The sequence below is a fragment of the Streptomyces sp. NPDC046335 genome (genome assembly GCF_055587985.1).
This window is the reverse complement of the sequence record NZ_JBVJFF010000003.1, coordinates 394716-418169: the sequence shown is the minus strand read 5'-3', so window position 1 is coordinate 418169 and position 23454 is coordinate 394716. Positions and strand designations below refer to the sequence as shown.

The window sequence follows — 23454 nt, the reverse complement described above, 5'->3', positions numbered from 1 at the left end:
CACATGAGTACCGAGGACTACACGCAGCACAGCTCGGACGCCGTCCGTGACGAGCTTCTCCGCCGGCGACTCAGCGGCCGCGGCGGCCGCCGGCGTTCCGGGATCGGGCGCGCCGACCGAACCGGGCCCCTGGTGCTTTCCCATGGCCAGCAGCAGATGTGGTTCCTGAACCGCCTCGACCCGGACAGCACCGAATACCTGGTCCCCCTCGCCTTCCGGCTGCGCGGCCGACTGGACACCACGGCTCTCCAGCGGGCCTGGTGGGCCCTCCTCGCCCGCCACGAGATCCTGCGCACCCGCTATGCCATGGCCGACGGGCGGCCCGTGCAGGTCATCGACGGGCCCGTGGACGTCCCGCTGGTGCCGCAGGACCTCACGGACCTGCCCGCCGACGAGCGGGAGGCGCACACCGCCGCGCTCGTTGCCCGGTACCTGGACGAGCCCTTCCAGCTGGAGCACGACTGGCCGGTGCGGGCCCGGCTCCTGCGCCTCGCCCAAGACGATCACGTGCTCACCGTCGTCTTCCACCACATCGCCTGTGACGCGTGGTCCAACCGTATGTTCGCCACCGAACTGAGCGCCCTCTACACGGCCTTCGCCGACGGCACCGACGCCACGCTGCCCTCGCTCGCGGTGCAGTACGCCGACTACGCGCAATGGCAGCGCCAGGAGGTGTCGGGCGCGGCCCTCGAGCGCCAGCTGAGCTACTGGCGCGACCAGCTCACGGGCGTCCGCCCCCTCGACCTGCCGACCGACCGGCCGCGGCCCGCAGTGCGCGGACACGACGGCTCCGAGGTCACGTTCCCGCTGCCTGACGGGGTCGCGGCGCGCGTCCGGGACCTGGCGGCCCGGCATGACACCACGCCCTTCGTGGTCTTCCTGACGGCACTTCAGACGCTCGTCTCGTACTACACCGGCGACAACGACGTCGTCGTGGGCACCGTCGCCAGCGGTCGCACCCGCCCCGAGCTCCAGAACGTCTTCGGTTACTGCATCAACACCCTCGCCATGCGCGCCACCTGGGACGACACCACCTCCTTCGGTGAACTCGTCGACAAGGGCCGGCAGTCACTCATCGACGCCTACGACCATCAGTCGGTGCCGTTCGCCCAGCTCGTGGACGAACTGCAGCCGGAGCGCGACCTGTCCCGCACCCCCCTCTATCAGGTCGCCTTCACCCACCACGAGGCCGGCCGCGAGGGCTTCATCCTGCCCGGGGTGGACGTCACGCCCTACGCGGCGTCCGGCAGCGTCGCCAAGTGCGATCTCGAACTGCGGGTCGGCGAGAACGCCGACGGCTCGTACGAGACCCGGCTCACCTACGCCACCGCACTCTTCGACGAGACCACCGTGCGACGCATGGCTTCCCACTTCGTACGCCTCCTCGACCAGGCGACCCGCGACCCCGACGCCGCCGCCACCGCATTCGACCTCCTCGACACCGACGAGCTGGCGGTCGTGCTGGGCGAGGGTCCGGCTCCGGTGGTCGGTTCGCCGGGTCGGTGCCTGCATGAGGTGTTCGAGGAGCGGGCGCGGCGGACGCCGCAGGCCGTGGCGGTCGTCGCGGACGACGTGGAGCTGTCGTACGGCGAAGTGAACGAGCGGGCGAATCGTCTCGCGCATGTGCTGCGGGACGCCGGGGTCGGCGCGGAGTCGCTGGTGGGCGTGTGCCTGGAGCGTGGCGCGGACCTCGTGCCTTCGCTGCTGGGTGTGCTGAAGGCCGGCGGTGGCTATGTGCCGTTGGATCCGGTGAATCCGGTGGAGCGGTTGCGGTTTGTGCTGGCGGACGCCGGGGTGTCGGTCCTGGTGACGTCGGCCGGGCTCGCCCGGACGGTGGAGTTCGCGGGCCGGGTCGTCGTGCTGGACGGCGCGGACGCGGACGTGATCGCGCAGGCGCCGGCCGGGGACCTGGCCCCGGTGTCGGAGGCATCGAACACGGCGTACGTGATCTACACGTCGGGATCTACGGGACGTCCGAAGGGCGTGGTGGTGCCGCACTCGAACGTGGTGCGGCTGGTGGGGACGGCGCACGAGCACTTTGCGTTCGATGCGTCGGATGTCTTCTCGCTGTTCCACTCCTTCGCGTTCGACGTCTCGGTCTTCGAGATGTGGGGAGCGCTGCTCTTCGGCGGCAGCATCGTCGTGGTCGAGCGTGAGGTGACCCGTTCTCCGGAGGACTTCCTCGACCTGCTGGTGGAGCGCGGGGTGACGGTGCTGAGTCAGACGCCGTCCGCCTTCCGGTCGCTGGTGGTGGCCGCCGGTGCGGGGGACGAGCGGGTCGACAGGCTCTCCCTGCGCGCGGTGGTGTTCGCCGGTGAAAAGCTGGAGATGCCCGAACTCAAGCCCTGGGCCGACCGTTTGGGTCTTGACCGGCCGGCCCTGGTGAACATGTACGGGATCACCGAGACGACCGTGCATACGACGTTCCACCGGGTGGCGCAGGCCGATCTGGAGCCTGCCGGCGGCAACCCGGTGGGGCGGCCGTTGGCTGATCTGCGGGTGTACTTGCTGGACCGGTTGGGCCGGTTGGTTCCGGTGGGTGTGCCGGGAGAGATCCACGTCGCGGGTCCGGGTGTGGCCCGGGGGTACTTGAACCGGCCTGAACTGACGGCGGAGCGGTTCCTGCCCGATCCGTTCGGCGGGACCGGTGCCCGGTCGTATCGCAGCGGGGACCTCGCGGTGCGTCGTCCGGACGGGAGTCTGGACTTCCTGGGCCGGATCGACGACCAGGTGAAGATCCGGGGCTTCCGGATCGAGCTGGGCGAGATCGAGGTCGCGCTTGCCGGGCAGGACGGCGTGAGCGAGGCGGTCGTCGTCACCAGTGACAGCGCTTCGGGGGACCGGTCTCTGGTGGGGTACGTGGTGCCGCAGGCCGGTGCCACGGTGGACGTGGCGGCGGTGCGGACCGGGTTGGGCCGTCTGCTGCCCGAGTACATGGTCCCGTCGGCGGTCGTGGTGCTGGACGCCCTGCCCTTGACGGTGAACGGGAAGCTCGACAAGCGGGCGCTGCCCGCGCCGGACGAGGACGCGTTCGCGCACGCGGAGTTCGTGGCGCCGCGCACACCGGCCGAGGAGCGGATCGCCGGGGTCTGGCGTGACGTACTGGGCGTGGAGAAGGTCGGCGTACAGGACTCGTTCTTCGACCTGGGCGGCGACTCCATTCGCGCGGTCGCCCTCGTCGGTGATATGCGCGCCCAGGGCATCGACGTCGCGGTGCGTGACGTGTTCGCACAGCGGACCGTCGCCGGCCTGGCCGAACTCGTCGGCGGCCGGGACGCGTTGGATGCCTCCGCACAGCGTTACGTCGCGCCGTTCGAGCTGATCGACGACGAGACGCGCGCCCTGCTGCCGGACGGCGTCGTCGACGCCTACCCCCTCACGCAGATCCAGGCCGGGATGGTCGTGGAGATGCTGGCCGACACAGGTCAGAACAACTACCACAACGTCAGTTCCTTCCGGATCCGGGACACCGGGACCTTCCTCCCGGACGCCTTCCGCGCGGCGGTCGAGCGGGTCGTCGCCCGGCACGAGGTGCTGCGCACCTCCATCCACCTCACCGACCTCCCCGTGCCGCTCCAGATGGTCCACGCGTCCGCCGAACTGCCGGTCGCCGTGGCCGACGTGTCGGAGCTGGCGCCGGAGGGCCGGGAAGCGGCCCTGCGCGCCTACATCGCCGGGGAACGGGCGAAGCCCTTCGACCTCGGCACCCCCTCACTGATGCGCTTCGGCGTCCACCTCACCGGTGACGGCGGATGGTGGCTCTCCGTCACCGAGTGCCACCCGATCCTGGAGGGCTGGAGCCACCACTCGCTCCTGATGGAGGTCCTGACCTGCTATCGGCAGTACGCCGACGGCACGGAACTCGACCCCTACGACCTCCCCGACGTGCGCTTCGCGGACACCGTCGCCGCCGAACTCGCCTCTCTGGCCTCCGAGGAGGACCGTGCCTACTGGCGGGGCGTGGTCGGCGGCGGCGAGAAGGTGTCCCTGCCGGCCGGCTGGGGCGACGAGCCGACCGGGCCCCGCACGAAGCATCAGGTGGGCATCGGCTGGGGCGACCTGGAGGACGGCCTGCGCGCGCTCGCGACCCGCGCCGGGGCGTCCCTGAAGAGCGTCATGATGTCGGCCCACGTGAAGGTCATGAGCCAGCTGACCGACGCGGAGACCTTCCACACCGGTCTGGTCTACGACGTCCGTCCCGAGGTCCTCGGCGCGGACCGGGTCCACGGCATGTACCTCAACACCCTGCCGTTCCCGGCCGACCGCACGGCAGGCACCTGGTTGGAACTGGTCCGCCAGGTGTTCGCCCGCGAGGTGGAGACGTGGTCGCACCGCCGGTACCCGCTGCCCGCCATCCAGCGTGACTCCGGTGGCACGCAGCGACTCATCGACGTCTTCTTCAACTACCAGGACTTCCGCCAGGTCGACGCCGACCTGGTCGACGGCACCGTCGGATTCGACGACAGCCCCACCGAGTTCCCGCTGACCATCTCCTCACGCAACCAGCACGTCTACCTGACCGCCGACTCGTGGATACTCAGCCGGGCCAACGCCGAACGCGTCGCGGACATGTACCGTGCCGTCCTCGCGGCAATGGCGCACGACGCCGACGGCGACGCCCGAGCCACCTACCTGCCCGAGGGCGAGCGCCACGCGCTGACCGGTGCGTGGGCGGCCAACCCCGGCCCGCTGCCCTGGCGTACGGTCCGCGAGGCGTTCGAGACGCAGGCCGACGCGACCCCCGACGCCACGGCCGTGTCCGTCGACGGCACCACCATCAGCTACGCGGAACTCGACGCGCGCGCCAACCGGTACGCACAGCACCTGCGCTCCCTGGGCGTCGGCCCCGAGTCCGTCGTCGCCGTGCTCCTCGACCGGGGGCCCGAACTCCTCGCCGTACTGCTGGGTGTCTGGAAGGCCGGTGGCGCCTACCTGCCGCTCGACGCGGTGTTCCCGGACGAGCGGATCGGGCACATGCTCGCCGACGCGGGGGCCGTGGTGACCGTCACCCAGGAGACGCATGCCGAGCGCGTCTCGAAGGTGTCCGACCGGCCGACCGTGCTGGTGGACCGCGACCGGCACCTCGTCGACGCGAGCCCGGCGGAGCGCCCGGAGGCGCCGGCCGGTCCCGGCGCCCTGGACACCCTCGCCTACATGATCTACACGTCCGGCTCCACCGGTCTGTCCAAGGGCGTCCTGGTGACCCACGGCGGTCTGGCGAACCACGTCGAGTGGGCCGTCGGCGAACTCGCCGCCCGTGGCAACGGCGGCGCGCCGCTGTTCTCGTCGATCGCCTTCGACCTGGTCGTCCCCAACCTCTGGGTACCGCTCGTCGTCGGCCAGACCGTGCACCTGCTCCCGCACGACGTGGACCTGGCCGAGCTCGGCCGGCACGTCGCCGCGGCCGGCCCCTACAGCTTCATCAAGCTCACTCCGGCGCACCTCGACATCCTGAACCAGCAGCTCACCGCCGAGCAGGCCGCAGCCCTCACGTCCGTCCTCGTCGTCGCGGGCGAGGCCCTCACCCGGCGGGTGGTCCAGGGGTGGCGCGACCTGGCCCCCGACACGCCCCTGATCAACGAGTACGGTCCGACGGAAGCCTCCGTCGGCACCTGCGTCCACCCGGTCGAAGGCCCCCTGCACGCCGACGTGGTACCGATCGGCAGCCCCTTGCCGAACGTACGGATGCATGTCCTCGACCCGCACCGCGAGCCCGTCCCGGTCGGTGTCCCGGGTGAGCTGTACGTCGGAGGCACCGGCGTCGCCCGCGGCTACGCGGGCCGGCCCGAGCTGACCGCCGACAAGTTCGTGCCCGATCCCTTCGGGGAGCCCGGCGCCAGGCTCTACCGGACCGGTGACCTGGTACGGGTGCTGTCGGGCGGCGTCGTGGACTTCATCGGACGCACCGACGGCCAGGTGAAGATCCGCGGGTACCGGGTCGAACTCGGCGAGATAGAGGCCGCTCTCACCCAGCTCCCGGAGGTCGACGAGGCTCGCGTCCTGCTGCGTGAGGACACCCCGGGGGAGCGGCAGCTCGTTGCCTACCTGGTGCCCGTCGCGGACGGCATCCCCGAGCCCGGCACACTCCGTGCGGTCCTGTCCCGCACGCTTCCCGACTACATGGTGCCGTACGCCTTCGTGGCCGTGGACACCATGCCGCTCAACGCCAACGGGAAGCTCGACGCGCCCGCTCTGCCCGCACCCGGCACGGACGCCTTCGCGCAGGTGCGCCACATCGCCCCGCGCACCCCCTTGGAGGAACGGGTGGCCGCGGTGTGGCGCGACGCCCTGCCGTCCGCGGCCGCGGGCGTGGAGGACGACTTCTTCGAGGCCGGCGGCGACTCGATCCGCGCCGTCGCCCTGGTCGGCAAGCTCCGTGCCGACGGCTTCGACATCGCCGTACGGGACGTCTTCGACCGGCGCACCATCGCGGGAGTCTGCGAACTCATCAGCGGACGCGGAGAGCTGGAAGCCGGCCGGACCGGCGGCGTGGCGCCCTTCGCGATGATCTGTGACGAGGACCGGGCGCGCCTGCCGGAGAGCGTCGTCGACGCCTATCCGCTGTCCCTGAACCAGACCGGCATGCTGGTGGAGACCCTGGTCGACGGCGGCCAGAACAACTACCACAACGTCAACGTCTACCGGGTGCACGACGACCGGCCCTTCGTCTTCTCCCTGTTCCGGCAGGCGGTCCGGGCGGTCACCGCCCGCCACGACGTGCTGCGCACCTCCGTCCACCTGAACGGCTTCTCCGAGCCGATGCAGCTCGTGCACGCCGACGCCGACGTCAGCTGCACCAGCCAGGACCTCAGAGACCTGGACGAGCAGGCGCGGGACGAGGCCCTGAAGGCGTACGTCACCGCTGAACGCATGGACCCCTTCGACCTCAGTGTCGCCTTCCCCCTGCTGCGGGTCGCCGCACACATCGCGGACGACGCCACCTGGTACTGCGCGTTCACCCAGAGCCACGCGGTCCTGGACGGCTGGAGCAACCAGCTGCTCCTCAAGGACATCGTGCAGACCTATCGGGCCCTGCGGGACGGTACGGACCCCGCGCCGCACGCCGCACCGCTGGTCAGGCTCGCCGACTCCGTGGCCGCCGAGCGTGCGGCTCTCGCCTCCGACGAGGATCGCGCGTACTGGCGCGACATCGTCGCGGATTACGCCAAGACGGCCGTACCGGTCACGTGGCACGGCGACCTGTCCGCGCCCGCCGAGGTCGTCCACGCGGTGGTCGACTACCGGGACCTGGACGAGGCACTGCGCGAGGCCGCAGCCGCGGCGAGGGTCTCACCCAAGAGCGTGCTCGTCGCCGCGCACGTGAAGGTGATGAGCCAGCTCACCGACGAACCGGCCTTCCACACCGGCCTGGTGACCCACAGCCGCCCCGAGGCCGCCGGAGCCGACCAGATCCTCGGCACGTTCCTCAACACGCTGCCGTTCCCCGCCGAGCGGCCGACCGGCACCTGGCGCGAGCTGGTGCGCCAGGTCTCCGACCGGGAGATCGAGACCTGGCCGCACCGGCACTTCCCCATGCCCGCCATCCCCAGGGAGCCGGGCTCCGGGCGGCTGGTGGACATCTTCTTCAGCTACCTCGACTTCCACCGGCTCGACAGCGTCGACGCCGAGGAGGGCGCGGGCCTCAACGACAGCCCCACCGAGTTCGGCCTCAGCGTCAGCGCCCTGGGCGGACTGATCACCCTGCGCAGCAACACCCATGTCCTCAGTCGCGCGAATGGTGAGCGTCTGGTGGCGATGTATCGGGGTGTGCTTGAGGCGATGGCTGATGACTTCGATGGGGATGCGGGGGCGGTGTTCCTGCCTGCGGGTGAGGGGGCGTGGCTGCTGGATGCGGGTCGGGGTGAATCGGTGCGGGTTCCGCTGCGTTCGGTCCTGGACCGTTTCGAGGAGCAGGTTGGTCGTACGCCTGATGCCGCGGCGGTTGTTCATGGTGGCGATGTCGTGTCGTATGCGGCTCTTGATGTCCGGGCGAATCGCATCGCGCATCGGTTGCGGGAGCTGGGTGTGGGTGCCGAGTCGGCTGTGGGTGTGCTGTTGGACCGTTGCACTGATTTGCCGGCCGTGTTGTTGGGTGTGTGGAAGGCGGGTGGGGCTTATGTGCCGGTGGATCCGAAGGCGCCCGATGAGCGGACCCGGTATGCGTTGAGTGATGCCGCGGTGAGTGTTCTGGTCACTGACAGCTCGCTCGTGGAGTCGGTTGCCGATGCGGTCGATGCGCCGTGTCTGCTGCTGGACCGTGAGTCGGAGGGTGTCGACGCGTTGCCGGGGACGGCTCCGGCGCGGGTCACCGACCTGGACCAGCTGGCGTATGTGATCTATACGTCGGGTTCCACCGGGCGTCCCAAGGGCGTGCAGACGACGCAGCGGGGTCTGGCCAACTATCTGGACTGGTCCGTGGCGGGTTATCTGTCGGAGGGGGGTGGTGGGGCGCCGCTGTTCTCGTCGGTTGCTTTTGATGTGGTGGTCACGACGCTGTATGCGCCGTTGATCACGGGTCGCCCGTTGCACATTCTGCCTGCGGATGCGGATCTGGCTGAGTTGGGTGAGCTTCTGAGGGCTCAGGGGCCTTATGACTTCATCAAGCTCACGCCAAGTCACCTGGAACTGTTGCTGCCCCAGTTGGCGGGCGCGGGGCAGGACGCGGGGGAGGGCGTGGTTCCGCTGGCCAGGACGTTGATTCCTGGTGGTGATGCGCTCTCGCGGGAGAGTGCGTCGCGGTGGAGCACGCTGTTCGGTGGGGCACGTGTGATCAATGAGTACGGGCCGACGGAGATCACGGTCGGCAACAGTTTCTTCCCTGCGTCGGAGCCGTTCGAGGGGGAGATCCTGCCGATCGGCCGGCCGATTCCCGGGACGAGCATGTATGTGCTCGATGCGGAGATGCGGTTGGTGCCGGTGGGTGTCACCGGTGAGGTGTGTGTCGGTGGTGAGTGTCTGGCGCGGGGGTATGCGGGCCGGCCGGACCTGACGGCGGATCGGTTCGTGCCGGATCCGTACGGGGCTCCGGGTGCGCGGCTGTACCGGACCGGCGACCTGGCGCGTGTGTTGCCGGACGGCAATCTCGAGTTCCGGGGCCGGGTCGACGACCAGGTGAAGATCCGCGGGTTCCGGGTCGAACTCGGCGACATCGAGGTCGCCCTGGCCGGACAGGACGGCGTACGCGAGGCAGTCATGGTCGCCCGCGAGAACCAGACCCTGGTGGGGTACGTCGTGCCGCAGGCCGGTGTCACGGTGGATGTGGCGGAAGTACGGGCCAGGCTGGGGCGGGTCCTGCCGGAGTACATGGTGCCGTCGGCCATCGTGGTCCTGGACGCGATGCCGCTGACCGCGAACGGGAAGCCGGACAAGCGGGCGCTGCCCGCGCCGGACGACGACGCGTTCACCCACGCGGAGTTCGTGGCGCCGCGGACACCTGCGGAGGAGCGGATCGCGGAGGTCTGGCGTGAGGTCCTTGGCGTGGAGCGGGTCGGAGTGCATGACTCGTTCTTCGACCTCGGCGGCGACTCCATCCGCGCAGTCACCCTCGTCGGCGCCCTGCGCGCCCAAGGCATCGACGTCGCAGTCCGGGACGTGTTCGCGCAACGCACCGTGGAGGCCCTGGGCGAACTCGTCGCCCGGCGCGGAGAGCTGAGTGAGGAAGCTCAGCGATCCGTCGCGCCGTTCGAGCTGGTCGACGCCGAGACGCGCGCCCAGTTGCCGGACGATGTCGTGGACGCCTACCCCCTCACCCAGATCCAGACCGGCATGGTCGTCGAGATGCTCACCGACAAGGGCCTCAACCGCTACCACAGTTGCGCCATGCACCGGGTCCCCGACGACCGGCCCTTCGACGAGGCCGCCCTCCGCGAAGCCCTCCGCACCATCGCGAGCCGCCAAGACGTGCTGCGCACGTCCATCGACCTGACCTCGTACTCCGTGCCGATGCAACTGGTCCACGCCGACGTGCGGATTCCGCTCGCGGTACGTGACCTGCGCGGGCTGGGTGACGAGGAGCACCGCCAAACCCTGAACGACTTCTTCGAGGCCGAACGCGCCGATGTCTTCGACCTGACCGTCGCCCCGCTCCTGCGGGTGACCGTCCTGCTGGAGGAGGACGGCTGGCGCCTCGCCTTCACCCAGTTCCACGCCATCACCGAGGGCTGGGGACACCATGTCTTCCTGATGGAACTCCTCACCACTTACGGTCTCTTGGCGGACGGTACGTCCCCCGCCGCCCATGAGGCTCCGGCAGTGCGCTTCGCCGACACCGTCGCCGGGGAGCTCGCCTCCCTCACCTCGCCGGAGGACCGGGCCTACTGGACCGCGCTCGTCGAGGACCGGACGCCCGTCGCTCTGCCCGCCGGTTGGGGGGCGGACGACGTACCCGAGCAAAACCTCACTCTCCGCGTCCAGCTCGACGACCTGGAAAAACCACTGCGCGCACTGGCCTCGCAGGCGAAGGCCTCCGTCAAGGCCGTGCTTCTCGCCGCCCATCTCAAGGTGATGAGCGGGCTCACCGAGGCACGGCACTTCCACGCGGGCCTGGTGTGCGACGTGCGGCCGGAGGCCCTGGGCGCGGACCGCGTCTACGGCATGTTCCTCAACACCGTGCCCTTCCCCGCCGAGCGGCCCATCGGCCGTACGTGGCGTGAGCTGGTCGAACGCGTCCACGAGCAGGAAGTCGACCTGTGGGCGCACCGTCGGTTCCCGCTGCCGGAGATCACTCGCGCGGTGGATGCGGGGCAACGGCTGGTCAACGTGGTGTTCAACTACCAGAACTACCACGTCGTCGACCGGTCGTTGATCGACGTCGGCATGAGCGCCGGCGGCGGAGCCACCGAGTTCGACCTGAACGTCATCGCCATGGCCCACGGCATCAGCCTGAAGACCACTACCCGCGTCCTCAGTCGCGCGAATGGTGAGCGTCTGGTCGGGATGTATCGGGGTGTGCTTGAGGCGATGGCTGCTGATTTTGACGGGGATGCGGGAGCGGCTTTCCTGCCCGCGGGGGAGCGGGACTGGCTTTTGGGTGTGGGCCGGGGTGATGGGGTGGCGAGGCCGCTGCGTTCGGTTCTCGACCGTTTTGAGGAGCAGGTTCGTCGTACGCCTGATGCTGTGGCTGTCGTGCATGGTGGCGATGTTGTTTCGTACGCCGCTTTGGATGTCCGGGCGAATCGCATCGCGCATCGGCTGCGGGAGCTGGGTGTGGGTGCCGAGTCGGCTGTGGGTGTGCTGTTGGACCGTTGCACTGATTTGCCGGCCGTGTTGCTGGGTGTGTGGAAGGCGGGTGGGGCTTATGTGCCGGTGGATCCGAAGGCGCCCGATGAGCGGACCCGGTATGCGTTGAGTGATGCCGCGGTGAGTGTTCTGGTCACTGACAGCTCGCTCGTGGAGTCGGTTGCCGGTGCGGTCGATGCGCCGTGTCTGCTGCTGGACCGTGAGGCGGGCGGGCTCGATGCGTTTCCGGGGACGGCTCCGGAGCGTGTCACTGATCTGGATGGGCTGGCGTATGTGATTTATACGTCGGGTTCCACTGGGCGGCCCAAGGGTGTGCTGACCACGCAGCGGGGTCTGGCCAATTATGTGGACTGGTCTGTGGCCGGGTATTTGTCGGAGGGCGGTGGCGGGGCGCCGCTCTTTTCGTCGGTTGCTTTTGATGTCGTTGTCACGACGTTGTATGCGCCGTTGGTCACGGGTCGGCCGTTGCATATTCTGCCCGCGGGTGCGGACCTGGGGGAGTTGGGCGGTCTTCTCAGGGCGCAGGGCCCCTTCGATTTCATCAAGTTGACGCCCAGTCATTTGGATGTGTTGTTGCCGCAGCTCGCGGATGTGGGGGAGGGGTCGGTTCCGCTGGCCAGGACGTTGATTCCCGGTGGTGATGCGCTTTCGCGGGAGAGTGCGTCGCGGTGGAGCACGCTGTTCGGTGGGGCGCGGGTGATCAATGAGTACGGGCCGACGGAGATTACGGTCGGCAACAGTTTCTTCCCTGCGTCGGAGCCGTTCGAGGGGGAGATTCTGCCGATCGGGCGTCCGATTCCCGGGACGAGCATGTATGTGCTCGATGCGGAGATGCGGCTGGTGCCGCTGGGTGTGACCGGTGAGGTGTGTGTAGGTGGTGAGTGTCTGGCGCGGGGGTATGCGGGCCGGCCGGATGTGACGGCGGATCGGTTCGTGCCGGATCCGTACGGGGCTCCGGGTGCGCGGCTGTACCGGACCGGCGACCTGGCGCGTGTGTTGCCGGACGGCAATCTCGAGTTCCGGGGCCGGGTCGACGACCAGGTGAAGATCCGTGGGTTCCGGGTCGAACTCGGCGACATCGAGGTCGCCCTGGCCGGACAGGACGGCGTACGCGAAGCCGTCGTCGTCACGCGCGAGGCCGCTTCGGGGGACCGGTCGCTGGTGGGGTACGTGGTGCCGGAGCCGGAAGGCATCGTGGATGTGGCGGAGGTACGGGCCGGCCTCGGCCGGCTGCTGCCGGAGTACATGGTGCCGTCGGCCATCGTGGTCCTGGACGCGATGCCGCTGACCGTGAACGGGAAGCCGGACAAGCGGGCGCTGCCCGCGCCGGACGACGACGCGTTCGCCCACGCGGAGTTCATGGCACCGCGGACACCTGCGGAGGAGCGGATCGCGGAGGTCTGGCGTGAGGTCCTTGGCGTGGAGCGGGTCGGAGTGCATGACTCGTTCTTCGACCTCGGCGGCGACTCGATCCGCGCGGTCACCCTCGTCGGCGCCCTGCGCGCCCAAGGCATCGACATAGGTGTCCAGGAGGTCTTCCTGAGCCGCACCGTGGCGGCTCTGGGTGAACTGGTCGGTGAGCGCGGCGAGGTCGCCGCCCCCGAGCAGCGCTTCACCGCGCCGTTCGAGCTGGTCGACGCCGAGACGCGCGCGCAGTTGCCGGACGATGTCGTGGACGCCTACCCCCTCACTCAGAACCAGGTGGGGATGCTGGTTGAGTCGCTGGCCGGTGACGGGCGCGGGAGCTACCACAACGTCGAGGCTTTCCACGTACGGGACGAGCGGCCTTTCGACTTCGGTGTTTTCGAAGAGGCTGTCCGTGTGGTCGTGGCGCGGCACGAGGTGTTGCGGTCGTCGGTGAGTCTGACGGATTACGCGGTGCCGCTGCAGTTGGTGCGTGAGGGCGTCGAGGTTCCGTGCGGGTGGCGCGATGTCAGTGGCCTGAGCGAGGAGGCGGTGCGGGCGGAAGTGCTGTCGTTCGTCGACGCCGAGCGGGCGGATGCCTTCGATCTGGCGGCCTCCGGTTCGTTGTTGCGGGTGTTCGCCCATGCGGGGGCCGCGGACGGCTGGATCTGCACGTTGACGCAGCACCACGCGATTTTGGAGGGCTGGAGCTTCTACGCCCTGTCGATGGAGATCGTGGAGTGCTACCGGCGATTGCGCGATGACGCGGGTTCCGATGCGTATGAGGCTCCGCGGGTGCGTTTTGCGGACGCGGTGGCGGCGGAGTCGCGGGCTCTTGAGTCGGTGGAGGACCGGGAGTTCTGGTCGGGTGTGGTGGCCGGGCGCGAGCGGTTCGTGGTGCCGGCCGGCTTTGGCGATCCGGGCATGGCCGAACCGGCGGGGCCGGTGGAGCCGGTGCGTGTGCGGGTGGAGCTGGCAGGCGTCCGGGAGAGACTGCTGACGTTGGCGGCGGCTGAGGATGTGCAGGTCAAGAGCGTGTTGTTGGCCGCACATGTGAAGGTGCTCGCGCAGTTGTCGCAGGAGGAGGAGTTCTTCACCGGGCTCGTGGGGCACTGCCGACCGGAGGTGGTGGGTGCGGAGCGGGTGTACGGGATGTTCCTGAACACCATGCCGTTCCCGGTCGACCGTACGGCGCGTACGTGGCGTGAGCTGGTGCGTCAGGTGTTCGCGCGGGAAGTCGAGGCGTGGCCGCACCGGCATTACCCGATGCCGCAGGTCCAGCGTGATGCCGGTCGTGGCGGCGAGCGGCTGATCGATGTCCTCTTCAATTACATCGACTTTCAGCAGGGCGCCGAGCCCGGGCCCGTGAGCACCGTCGTCAGCGAGGGGCCCAACGAGTTCGGCCTGGGCGTGCACGCCCGCGGTTGCGACCACTTGGCACTCAGCACGACATCCCGCGTCATGACCCGGAGCAATGCGGAACGCCTGGCAGCGATGTATCGCACGGTGCTGGAGGCCATGGCGACCGACCCCGACGGAGACGCACGCACCATCCGTCTACCTGCTGAGGAGCGCGAAACCATCATGGGAGGAAGCGTCGTGGGTTCCGGTGTGTCGTCTTCGGGCAGTGTGCACGAGTTGTTCGAGGAGCGGGTGCGCCTGTCGCCGGAGGCGGTGGCGGTGATCGCCGGTGGGGTGGAGCTGTCGTACGGGGAGGTGAATGAGCGGGCGAACCGGTTGGCGCATGTGTTGCGGGACGCGGGGGTGGGCGCGGAGTCGCTGGTGGGGGTCTGCCTGGAACGCGGGGCGGATTTGCTGCCGTCCCTGCTGGGCGTGATGAAGGCGGGCGGTGGCTATGTGCCGCTGGACCCGGCCAACCCGGTGGAGCGGTTGCGGTTCATGCTGGCGGACTCCGGCGCGTCGGTCCTGGTGACCACCGCCGAGCTCGCCGGGACGGTGGGCTTCGCGGGGCGGGTCGTCGTGCTGGACGGCGCGGACGCGGACGTGATCGCGCAGGCGCCGGCCGGGGACCTGGTCCCGGTGTCGGAGGCATCGAACACGGCGTACGTGATCTACACGTCGGGATCGACCGGGCGCCCCAAGGGCGTCGTCGTCCCGCACTCGAATGTGATGCGGCTGCTTGAGACGACGTACGAGCACTTCGCGTTCGACGAGTCGGACGTCTTCTCGCTGTTCCACTCCTTCGCGTTCGACGTCTCGGTCTTCGAGATGTGGGGAGCCCTGCTCTTCGGCGGCAGCGTGGTCGTGATCGAGCGCGAGGTGGCGCGTTCACCGGAGGACTTCCTCGACCTGCTGGTGGAGCGTGAGGTGACGGTGCTGTGCCAGACGCCGTCCGCGTTCCGGTCCCTGACAGCCGCAGCGGCCGCGGGGGACAAACGGATTCGGCAACTGTCGTTGCGGTCCGTGGTGTTCGCCGGTGAGAAGCTCGAAGTTCCCGAACTGGCTCCGTGGGTCGAGCGACTGGGTCTCGGTCGCACGGCTCTGGTGAACATGTTCGGGCCGACGGAGACCACGGTCTATGTCACCTACCACCGCATCGTCAGGCGCGACCTGGAGCCCGGTTCGGGCAATCCGATCGGACGCCCGCTCAACGACCTCCGCATCCACCTCCTTGACCCGTCCGGAAGTCTCGTTCCGATGGGTGTTCCGGGCGAGATGCATGTCGCGGGCCCGGGTGTGGCCCGGGGCTATCTGAACCGGCCGGGGCTGACGGCGGAACGGTTCGTGCCGGACCCGTTCGGCGGTCCGGGGGGACGGTTGTACCGCACCGGGGACCTGGCGGTACGACGTCCGGACGGGAGGCTGGAGTTCCTGGGCCGGATCGACGACCAGGTGAAGATCCGGGGATTCAGGGTCGAGCTGGGCGAGATCGAGGTCGCGCTGGCCGCGCAGGAAAGCGTGCGTGAGGCCGTAGTGGTCGCCCGGGAGAACCAGAGACTGGTGGGGTACGTCGTGCCGCGGGCCGGTGCCACCGTGGAGGTGGCGGCGGTACGGGCCGGGGTGGGGCGTGTACTGCCGGACTACATGGTCCCGTCAGCGCTGGTGGTGCTGGATGCTCTGCCGTTGACCCCGAACGGCAAGCTCGACAAGAGAGCGCTGCCGGCGCCGGATGAGGACGCGTTCGCGCGGGCCGCGTTCATCGCCCCGCGCTCCCCCCTGGAAGACCGGATCGCCGGGGTGTGGCGCGATGTCCTCGGCGTGGAGAGGGTCGGCGTACAGGACTCGTTCTTCGACCTCGGCGGCGACTCGATCCGGGCGGTCACGCTGGTCGGTGCCCTGAGGGCGCACGGCGTCGATATTGCCGTACGCGATGTCCTGGCTCGACGCACAGTGGCGGGCCTTGCCGAAATCGCCGACGACCGAGCCCCGCTCGTCGACCGCACCTACCGTTCCGTCGCCCCGTTCGAGCTGATCGACGCCGAGACGCGCGCCCAGTTGCCGGACGATGTGGTGGACGCCTATCCCCTCACTCAGACGCAGGTGGGGATGCTGGTTGAGTCGCTGGCCGGTGACGGGCGCGGGAGCTACCACAATGTGATGGCTTTCCACGTACGGGACGAGCGGCCTTTCGACTTCGGTGTTTTCGAAGAGGCCGTCCGTGTGGTCGTGGCGCGGCACGAGGTGTTGCGTTCGTCGGTGAGTCTGACGGACTACGCGGTGCCGCTGCAGTTGGTGCGTGAGGGCGTCGAGGTTCCGTGCGGGTGGCGCGATGTCAGTGGCCTGAGCGAGGAGGCGGTGCGGGCGGAAGTGCTGTCGTTCGTCGACGCCGAGCGGGCGGATGTCTTCGATCTGGCGGGCTGCGGATCGTTGTTGCGTGTGTTCGCCCATGCGGGGGCCGCGGACGGCTGGATCTGCACGTTGACGCAGCATCACGCGATCCTCGAAGGCTGGAGTTACCACGCACTCTTGATGGAGGTCGTGGGTTGCTATCGGCGTTTGCGTGACGCCGGGGGGCTGGAGGAGTACGAGGCTCCGCCGGTGCGTTTCGCGGACGCGGTGGCGGCGGAGTTGCGGGCTCTTGAGTCGGTGGAGGACCGGGAGTTCTGGTCGGGTGTGGTGGCCGGGCGCGGGCGGTTCGTGCTGCCGACCGGTTTCGGTGGGTCAGGGCCCGTGGAGTCGATGCGTGTGGGAGTGGAGCTGGCAGGCGTCCGGGAGAGACTGCTGGCGTTGGCGGCGGCTGAGGACGTGCCGGTCAAGAGCGTGTTGTTGGCCGCGCACGTGAAGGTGCTCGCGCAGTTGTCGCAGGAGGAGGAGTTCTTCACCGGGCTGGTGGGGCACTGCCGGCCGGAGGTGGTGGGTGCGGAGCGGGTGTACGGGATGTTCCTGAACACCATGCCGTTCCCGGTCGACCGTACGGCGCGTACGTGGCGTGAGCTGGTGCGTCAGGTGTTCGCGCGGGAAGTCGAGGCGTGGGAGCACCGGCACTATCCGATGCCGCAGGTCCAGCGAGACGCCGGCGGTGACGGCGAGCGGCTGATCGACATCCTGTTCAGCTACACCGACTTCCACCAGGTCGACTCCGGAGTCCTCACCCAGGCGGCGACCAGCGACCCGACGGAGTTCGCTCTGTCCGTACACGCCCTGGGCTCGCGGCAGATGGCGCTCACCACGAACACCCGGGTGATGACCCGAGCCAATGCTGAGCGGCTGGCCGCGATGTACCGCGGGGTGCTTGAGGCCATGGCCGCTGACCCCGATGGGGACACGGGGACGGTCTTCTTGCCGCCGGGGGAGCGGTCGTGGCTGGTGGACACCGGCCGGGGAGAGCCCGTTGAGGCCCCGCCTCACCCGGTGCTCGACCGCTTCGAGGAGCAGGTTCGCCTCACTCCAGAGGCCACGGCTGTGGTCCACGGTCCGGAGTCCATTTCTTATGCCGAGCTCGATGCGCGAGCGAACCGGATCGCGCATCGGCTGCGCGGGCTGGGTGTGGGCTGTGAGTCGGTCGTCGGTGTTCTGCTCGAACGGTGTGTCGATCTGCCGGTTGCGCTGCTGGGTGTCTGGAAGGCCGGTGGTGCCTACGTTCCGGTGGATCCGCAGGCTCCGGAGGAGCGCATCCGGTATGCGCTGGCCGATGCCCGAGTGAATGCCCTGGTCACCGACAGTGCGCACGCGGGGCCGGTTTCCGGTGCCGTGGAGGGGCCGTGTCTGCTTCTGGACCGGGAGCCGGAGAGCGTCGACGCGCTCCCGGATTCCGCGCCGCCCCGCGTCACGGATCCCGATCTGCTTGCCTACGTGATCTACACCTCGGGTTCCACCGGTCGCCCCAAGGGGGTGCAGACCACGCACCGGGGCCTCGCCAACTACCTTCGCTGGGCTGTGGCCGGATACGTGGGTGAGGGCAGTGGCGGGGCGCCGCTGTTCTCCTCCGTCGCCTTCGACGTGGTCGTCACGACACTGTTCGCCCCCTTGGTCTCCGGCCAGCCTGTGCACGTGTTGCCTGCTGACGCCGATCTGGCGCAGCTGGGAGATCTCCTGAGGGCTCAGGGCCCGTACGACTTCATCAAGCTCACGCCCGCCCACCTGGATCTGCTGCGGCCCCAACTGGAGGACGCGGCACAGGACACAGGCCCCCTGGCGTCGACGCTGATAGTCGGGGGCGACGCACTGTCCCGGACCAACGCCGAGCGGGGGCGCACGCTCCTCGGCGGAGCACGGGTCATCAATGAGTACGGGCCCACCGAGATCACGGTCGGCAACAGCGTCTTCCCTGCGTCCGAGTCGTTCGAGGGTGAGATCCTGCCCATCGGCCGGCCGATCCCGGGAACCAGCATGTATGTGCTCGACGCGAAGATGCGGCTGGTTCCGGTCGGTGTCACCGGCGAGGTCTGTGTCGGCGGCGAGTGCCTGGCGCGCGGCTATGCCGGCCGTCCCGAACTGACCGCGGAGCGCTTCTTGCCGGATCCGTACGGAACGCCGGGCGCGCGGTTGTACCGGACCGGTGACCTGGCTCGGGTTCTCCCGGACGGCAACCTCGAATTCCGCGGCCGGATCGATGACCAGGTGAAGATCCGGTCGTTCCGGGTCGAACCGGGGGAGGTCGAGGTCGCGCTGGCCGGTCAGGACGGGGTAGGCGAGGCGGTCGTGGTCACGCGCGAGGCCGCGTCCGGGGACCCGATTCTGGTGGGGTACGTGGTGCCCCTGGCCGGGGCCACCGTGGACGTGGCGGCGATCCGGACCGCGTTGGGCCGAGAACTGCCGGAGTACATGGTTCCCTCGGCAGTGGTGGCGCTGGAGGCAATGCCGTTGACGGCGAACGGGAAGCCGGACAGGCGGGCGCTTCCCGCGCCGGACGAGGAGGCCTATGCGCGGGCGGTGTTCGTGGCGCCGCGCACGGCGGCGGAGGAGCACATCGCCGGGGCGTGGCGCGAGGTGCTCGGCCTGGAGCGGATCGGCGTGCTGGACTCGTTCTTCGACCTGGGCGGCGACTCCATCCGCGTGGTCACCCTGGTCGGCGCCCTCCGCGCCCAGGGCATCGACGTAGGTGTCCAGGAAATCTTCCGGCATCGCACCGTGGCCGCACTGACCGAACTGGTCGACGGCCGTGCCGCCCTGGGCGACCAGGCCTACCGTCCCGTCCAGCCGTTCGAGCTGTTGGACGACGAGATCCGGGCCCAGCTGCCCGACGATGTCGTCGACGCCTACCCCCTCACCCAGAACCAGACCGGCATGCTGGTCGAGTCGCTCGCCAGCGGCGGCCGGAACTACCACCTGGTCAACTCCGCGCGCATCCGGGATGACCGCCCCTTCTCGGCCGACGCCCTGGTACAGGCAGTCGGCGCCCTGGTCGCGCGGCACGAGGCTCTGCGCACCTCCGTCGACCTGGAAGGCCACCCCGTCCCGATCCAGCGGGTGCACGCGACAGCCGATCTGCCCATCGGCGTGGTGGACCTGCGACCGCTGGACGCCCGGGAGCAGGAGCTGGCCCTGCGGCAGTTCATGCGGGCGGAGAGCGCCACGCCGTGCTCGCACGACAGCGCGCCGATGATGCGGATCGCGGTACACCTCTGCGGCGACGGCAGCTGGCAGTTCACGATCAGCCAGTCGCACGTCATTCTGGAGGGCTGGAGCTCCCACGTGCTGATGGCCGAACTGATGACGCTCTACCGGGCGCACCGGGACGGCACGACACCAGAGCCGTACGAGCAGGCGCCCATACGGTTCGCGGACGCCGTGGCCGCCGAGCTGCGAGCTCTGGAATCCGAGGACGACCGTGCGTTCTGGCGCGAGGTGGTCACCGGCCGCGCGAAGTACGAGCTCCCGCCCGGCTGGGGCAGCGCGAGCGACGTGCCGCACGAGTCGTACAGCGTTCGCGTTCCCCTCCGCGACCTCGACGCCCGGCTGCGCGCGTTCGCCTCCGGCGCCGAAGTGCCCCTGAAGAGCGTGATGCTTGCCGCGTTCCTCAAGGCCATGGGCGCCTTCACCAGCGATTCGTCGTTCTTCGTCGGCCTCACCACCCACGTCCGCCCGGAGGCGGCCGGGGCGGAACGGGTGCACGGCATGCACCTCAACACGCTGCCGTTCCCCGTTGACCTGAACTCGCCGACCTGGCGTGCTCTGGTCCAGCAGGTCTTCACCCGTGAGACGACGGCCTGGCCGCACCGGCACTATCCGATGCCGGCCATCCAACGTGAGCTGGGGGACGGGCGACGGCTCATCGACGTCTACTTCAGCTATCAGGACTTTGAGCGGTTCGACGGCGGTCTGGCCGATCAATCCGCGAGCTACGGATTCAGTACGAACGAGTTCCCGTTCTCGGTCGCCACCGGCGACGGCTTCCTCAGCCTGCGGTCCAACACCCGGGCGGTCAGTCGCGAGAACATGGAACGGATGGCCGAGGTCTTCCGGGCCGTCCTCGTCTCGATGGCCGACGACCCGGACGGGGACGCCCTCGCGACCGCGCTGCCGGCCGCGGACCGCGTCCTGGCCGACAGCGCTCACCGGCTGAGGGACGAACCGCTGCCGCCGAGAGACCTGTGCTCCCTGATCGAGGAGCAGGCCGCGCGCACGCCGCACGCGACCGCGGTGATCGACGGTGCCCGCGTTCTGTCGTACGCCGAACTCGACGCCCGTGCTGAGCGGCTGGCCGGCCGGCTGCGTTCCGTCGGCATCGCGGAGCGTCCCGCCGAGGAAGCGGTCGTCGGCGTCCTCCTCGAGCGAAGCACGGAACTCGTGGTCTCCCTGCTCGCGGTCTGGAAAGCCGGCGCCGCGTATCTGCCCATCGACCCCTCGTCTCCCCGGCCGCGTGTCATCGGCACACTGCGCGATGCGGGCGTCTCGGTCGTGGTCACGGATGACGCCCTGCGCGAGCGGCTGCCCGACGACCTCGGTGACGGAGTCGTCATCGCCGGCGCCGACGTCCGGGATCCGGCCCCCGCGCCGGCCGTCGTCACGGACCGGGTCAGAGACCTGGACCGCACGGCGTACGTGATCTACACATCAGGTTCCACGGGCCGGCCCAAGGGCGTGCAGGTCACCCATCGCGGCCTGCTCAACCACGTCCGCTGGGCCGTGGACGAGCTGGCGGCCCGGGGCACCGGAGGCGCGCCGCTGTTCTCGTCGGTCGCCTTCGACCTGGTCGTCCCCAACCTGTGGGCCCCGCTGGTGGCCGGGCAGCCGGTGACGGTGTTCCCCGGCACGCTGCCCCTGGACGAGCTGGGGAGCCACCTCGCCGACGCGGCGCCTTTCAGCTTCGTCAAGCTCACCCCCGCCCACCTGGAGCTCCTCAGTGCCCAGTTGACGGCGGAACAGGCGAACGCGCTCGCATCGGTCGTGGTCGTGGCAGGTGAGGCCCTGACCCGCCGGGTGGTCGACTCCTGGCGCAAGCTCGCGCCCCAGGTCGAGCTGGTCAACGAGTACGGGCCGACGGAGACGACCGTGGGGGCCTGCACCTTCACCCTGGGCGACTCCTCACCGGCGGACGTGGTGCCCATCGGCCACGCCCTCCCGGACGTACGCATGTACGTCCTGGACGCATGGGGCGAGCGCGTCCCGGTCGGTGTGCCGGGAGAGCTCTGCGTCGGCGGTGCGGGCGTCGCCCGTGGCTACGTCGAGCGCCCCGGGCTGACGGCTGAGCGATTCCTGCCCGACCCGTACGGCGTGCCCGGAAGCCGCATGTACCGCACAGGCGACCGGGTGCGCATGCTGGCCGACGGCGCCATCGACTTCCTCGGGCGGATGGACGACCAGGTCAAGATCCGCGGCTACCGCGTCGAACCGGCGGAGGTCCGTGCCGCGCTCGCCGCGCACGAGGCGGTCCGTGAGGCGTTCGTCCTCGTCGACGAACCCGCCCTCGGCGAACGCCGGCTGGTGGCCTACGTCGTACCGGAGCAGTCGGACGAGGCCGCGGCGCCGACCGAGACCGAGCTGCGCGCGCACTGCACGGCGCACCTGCCGGAGTACATGGTGCCCTCGGCATTCGTCCTGCTGGAGCGGCTGCCGCTGAACCCCAACGGCAAGATCGACCGGACCGCCCTGCCGGACCCGGACCGGCAGCTACCGGACACGGGGCGTGAGTACCTGGCCCCCGTGGGCTCCACCGAACGGGCCCTGGCCGACATCTGGTCCACGGTGCTCGGCCGGGACCGCATCTCCCTCGACGACAACTTCTTCGACCTGGGCGGCCACTCGATCCTGGTCATCCACGCCGTCGCCATGGCCCACCAGGCCGGGCTGCCGCTCTCGCTGTTCCTCCTCTACCAGCACCCGACGCTGGGCGAACTGGCGGCGGCGTTGGACGCCTCGGCCCCGCAGCCGGCGCACCCGCCCGTCGTGGAGCCGGCGACCGAGCTGGTGCCCGGGGCGGCAGAGGCGCTGGCCCGCGGCAATGTGCCCGGTGCCGCGGTCGCCGTGCTGCGCGGCGGGGAACTGGTGGCCGTGGAGACCTTCGGTACGGCGACCGCGGGGGGCTCGGACGCCGTCAGGCCCGACACGCTCTTCCCGGTCGGTTCCATGAGCAAGCACGTCACCTCGTTCGCCGTGCTGCGCATGGCAGACGAAGGCGCTCTGGATCTCGACGCGGACGTCAATGAGTACCTGTCCGGCTGGCGGATACCCGGCGGCTCCGACGAGCCCCCCGTCACCCTGCGGCACTTGCTGGGTCACATGTCCGGGCTGTCCTTGCTCCAGAGCAAGGGCTTCCCGCGCGGTCAGGAGCCCGCCACCCTGCTCGACCTGTTGCAGGGGCGGCCGCCGGCGACCAACCCGCCGGTCACGCGGGAACTGCCGCCGGGCAGTATGTTCCGCAAGGCCAACGCCAACTTCTCCGTCGTACAGCAGGTGCTCACCGACCTCACCGGGGAACCGTTCCCCGACCTCATGCGGACGCTCGTCTTCGACCCGCTCGGCATGCGCGACAGCAGCTTCGACCAGTACTACCCGGAGACCTCCGGGCGGCCCGTGGCCCTCGGGCACACCGCGGACGGGGCACCGCTCGCGGACGGCTGGCTCGTGCGTCCCGACATGGCGGCCGCCGGCCTGTGGAGCACCGCCGTCGACATGGCACGACTGGCCCTCGCCGTGCGTGGCTCTCGGCTGGGCAGGCCGCTCGCACCGCTCTCCGTCCGGCGCGCCGAGGAGATGCTGACACCCCATCGGGCCAGTTCCTACGGGCTCGGCACGGTGATCGACAGCACGGGCAGCGAGGTGCACTTCGGCCACGGCGGCGAAGCCGTCGGATACCGCGGCCTGACACTGTGCGGCCTGCACGCCGGAACCGGCTGGGTCGTCCTGACGAACGGCCCGGGCGGCCACCACCTGATCAGGGCCCTGGACACGACCGACCGGAGGAAGTGA

General features: G+C 69.8%; 1 protein-coding gene. It reads left to right on the top strand.

The window, feature by feature from the left end; genetic code table 11:
• Positions 1-3: 3 nt before the first annotated feature.
• Positions 4-23454: a non-ribosomal peptide synthase/polyketide synthase gene (locus tag ACZ6JY_RS08570; protein WP_469193598.1), complete on the top strand. Its 23451-nt coding sequence runs from the start codon at positions 4-6 to the stop codon at positions 23452-23454.

Bases quoted from the DNA above. Each gene is read 5' to 3' on its own strand.
- ACZ6JY_RS08570 (WP_469193598.1), top strand. From the start codon at position 4: ATGAGTACCGAGGACTACACGCAGCACAGCTCGGACGCCGTCCGTGAC.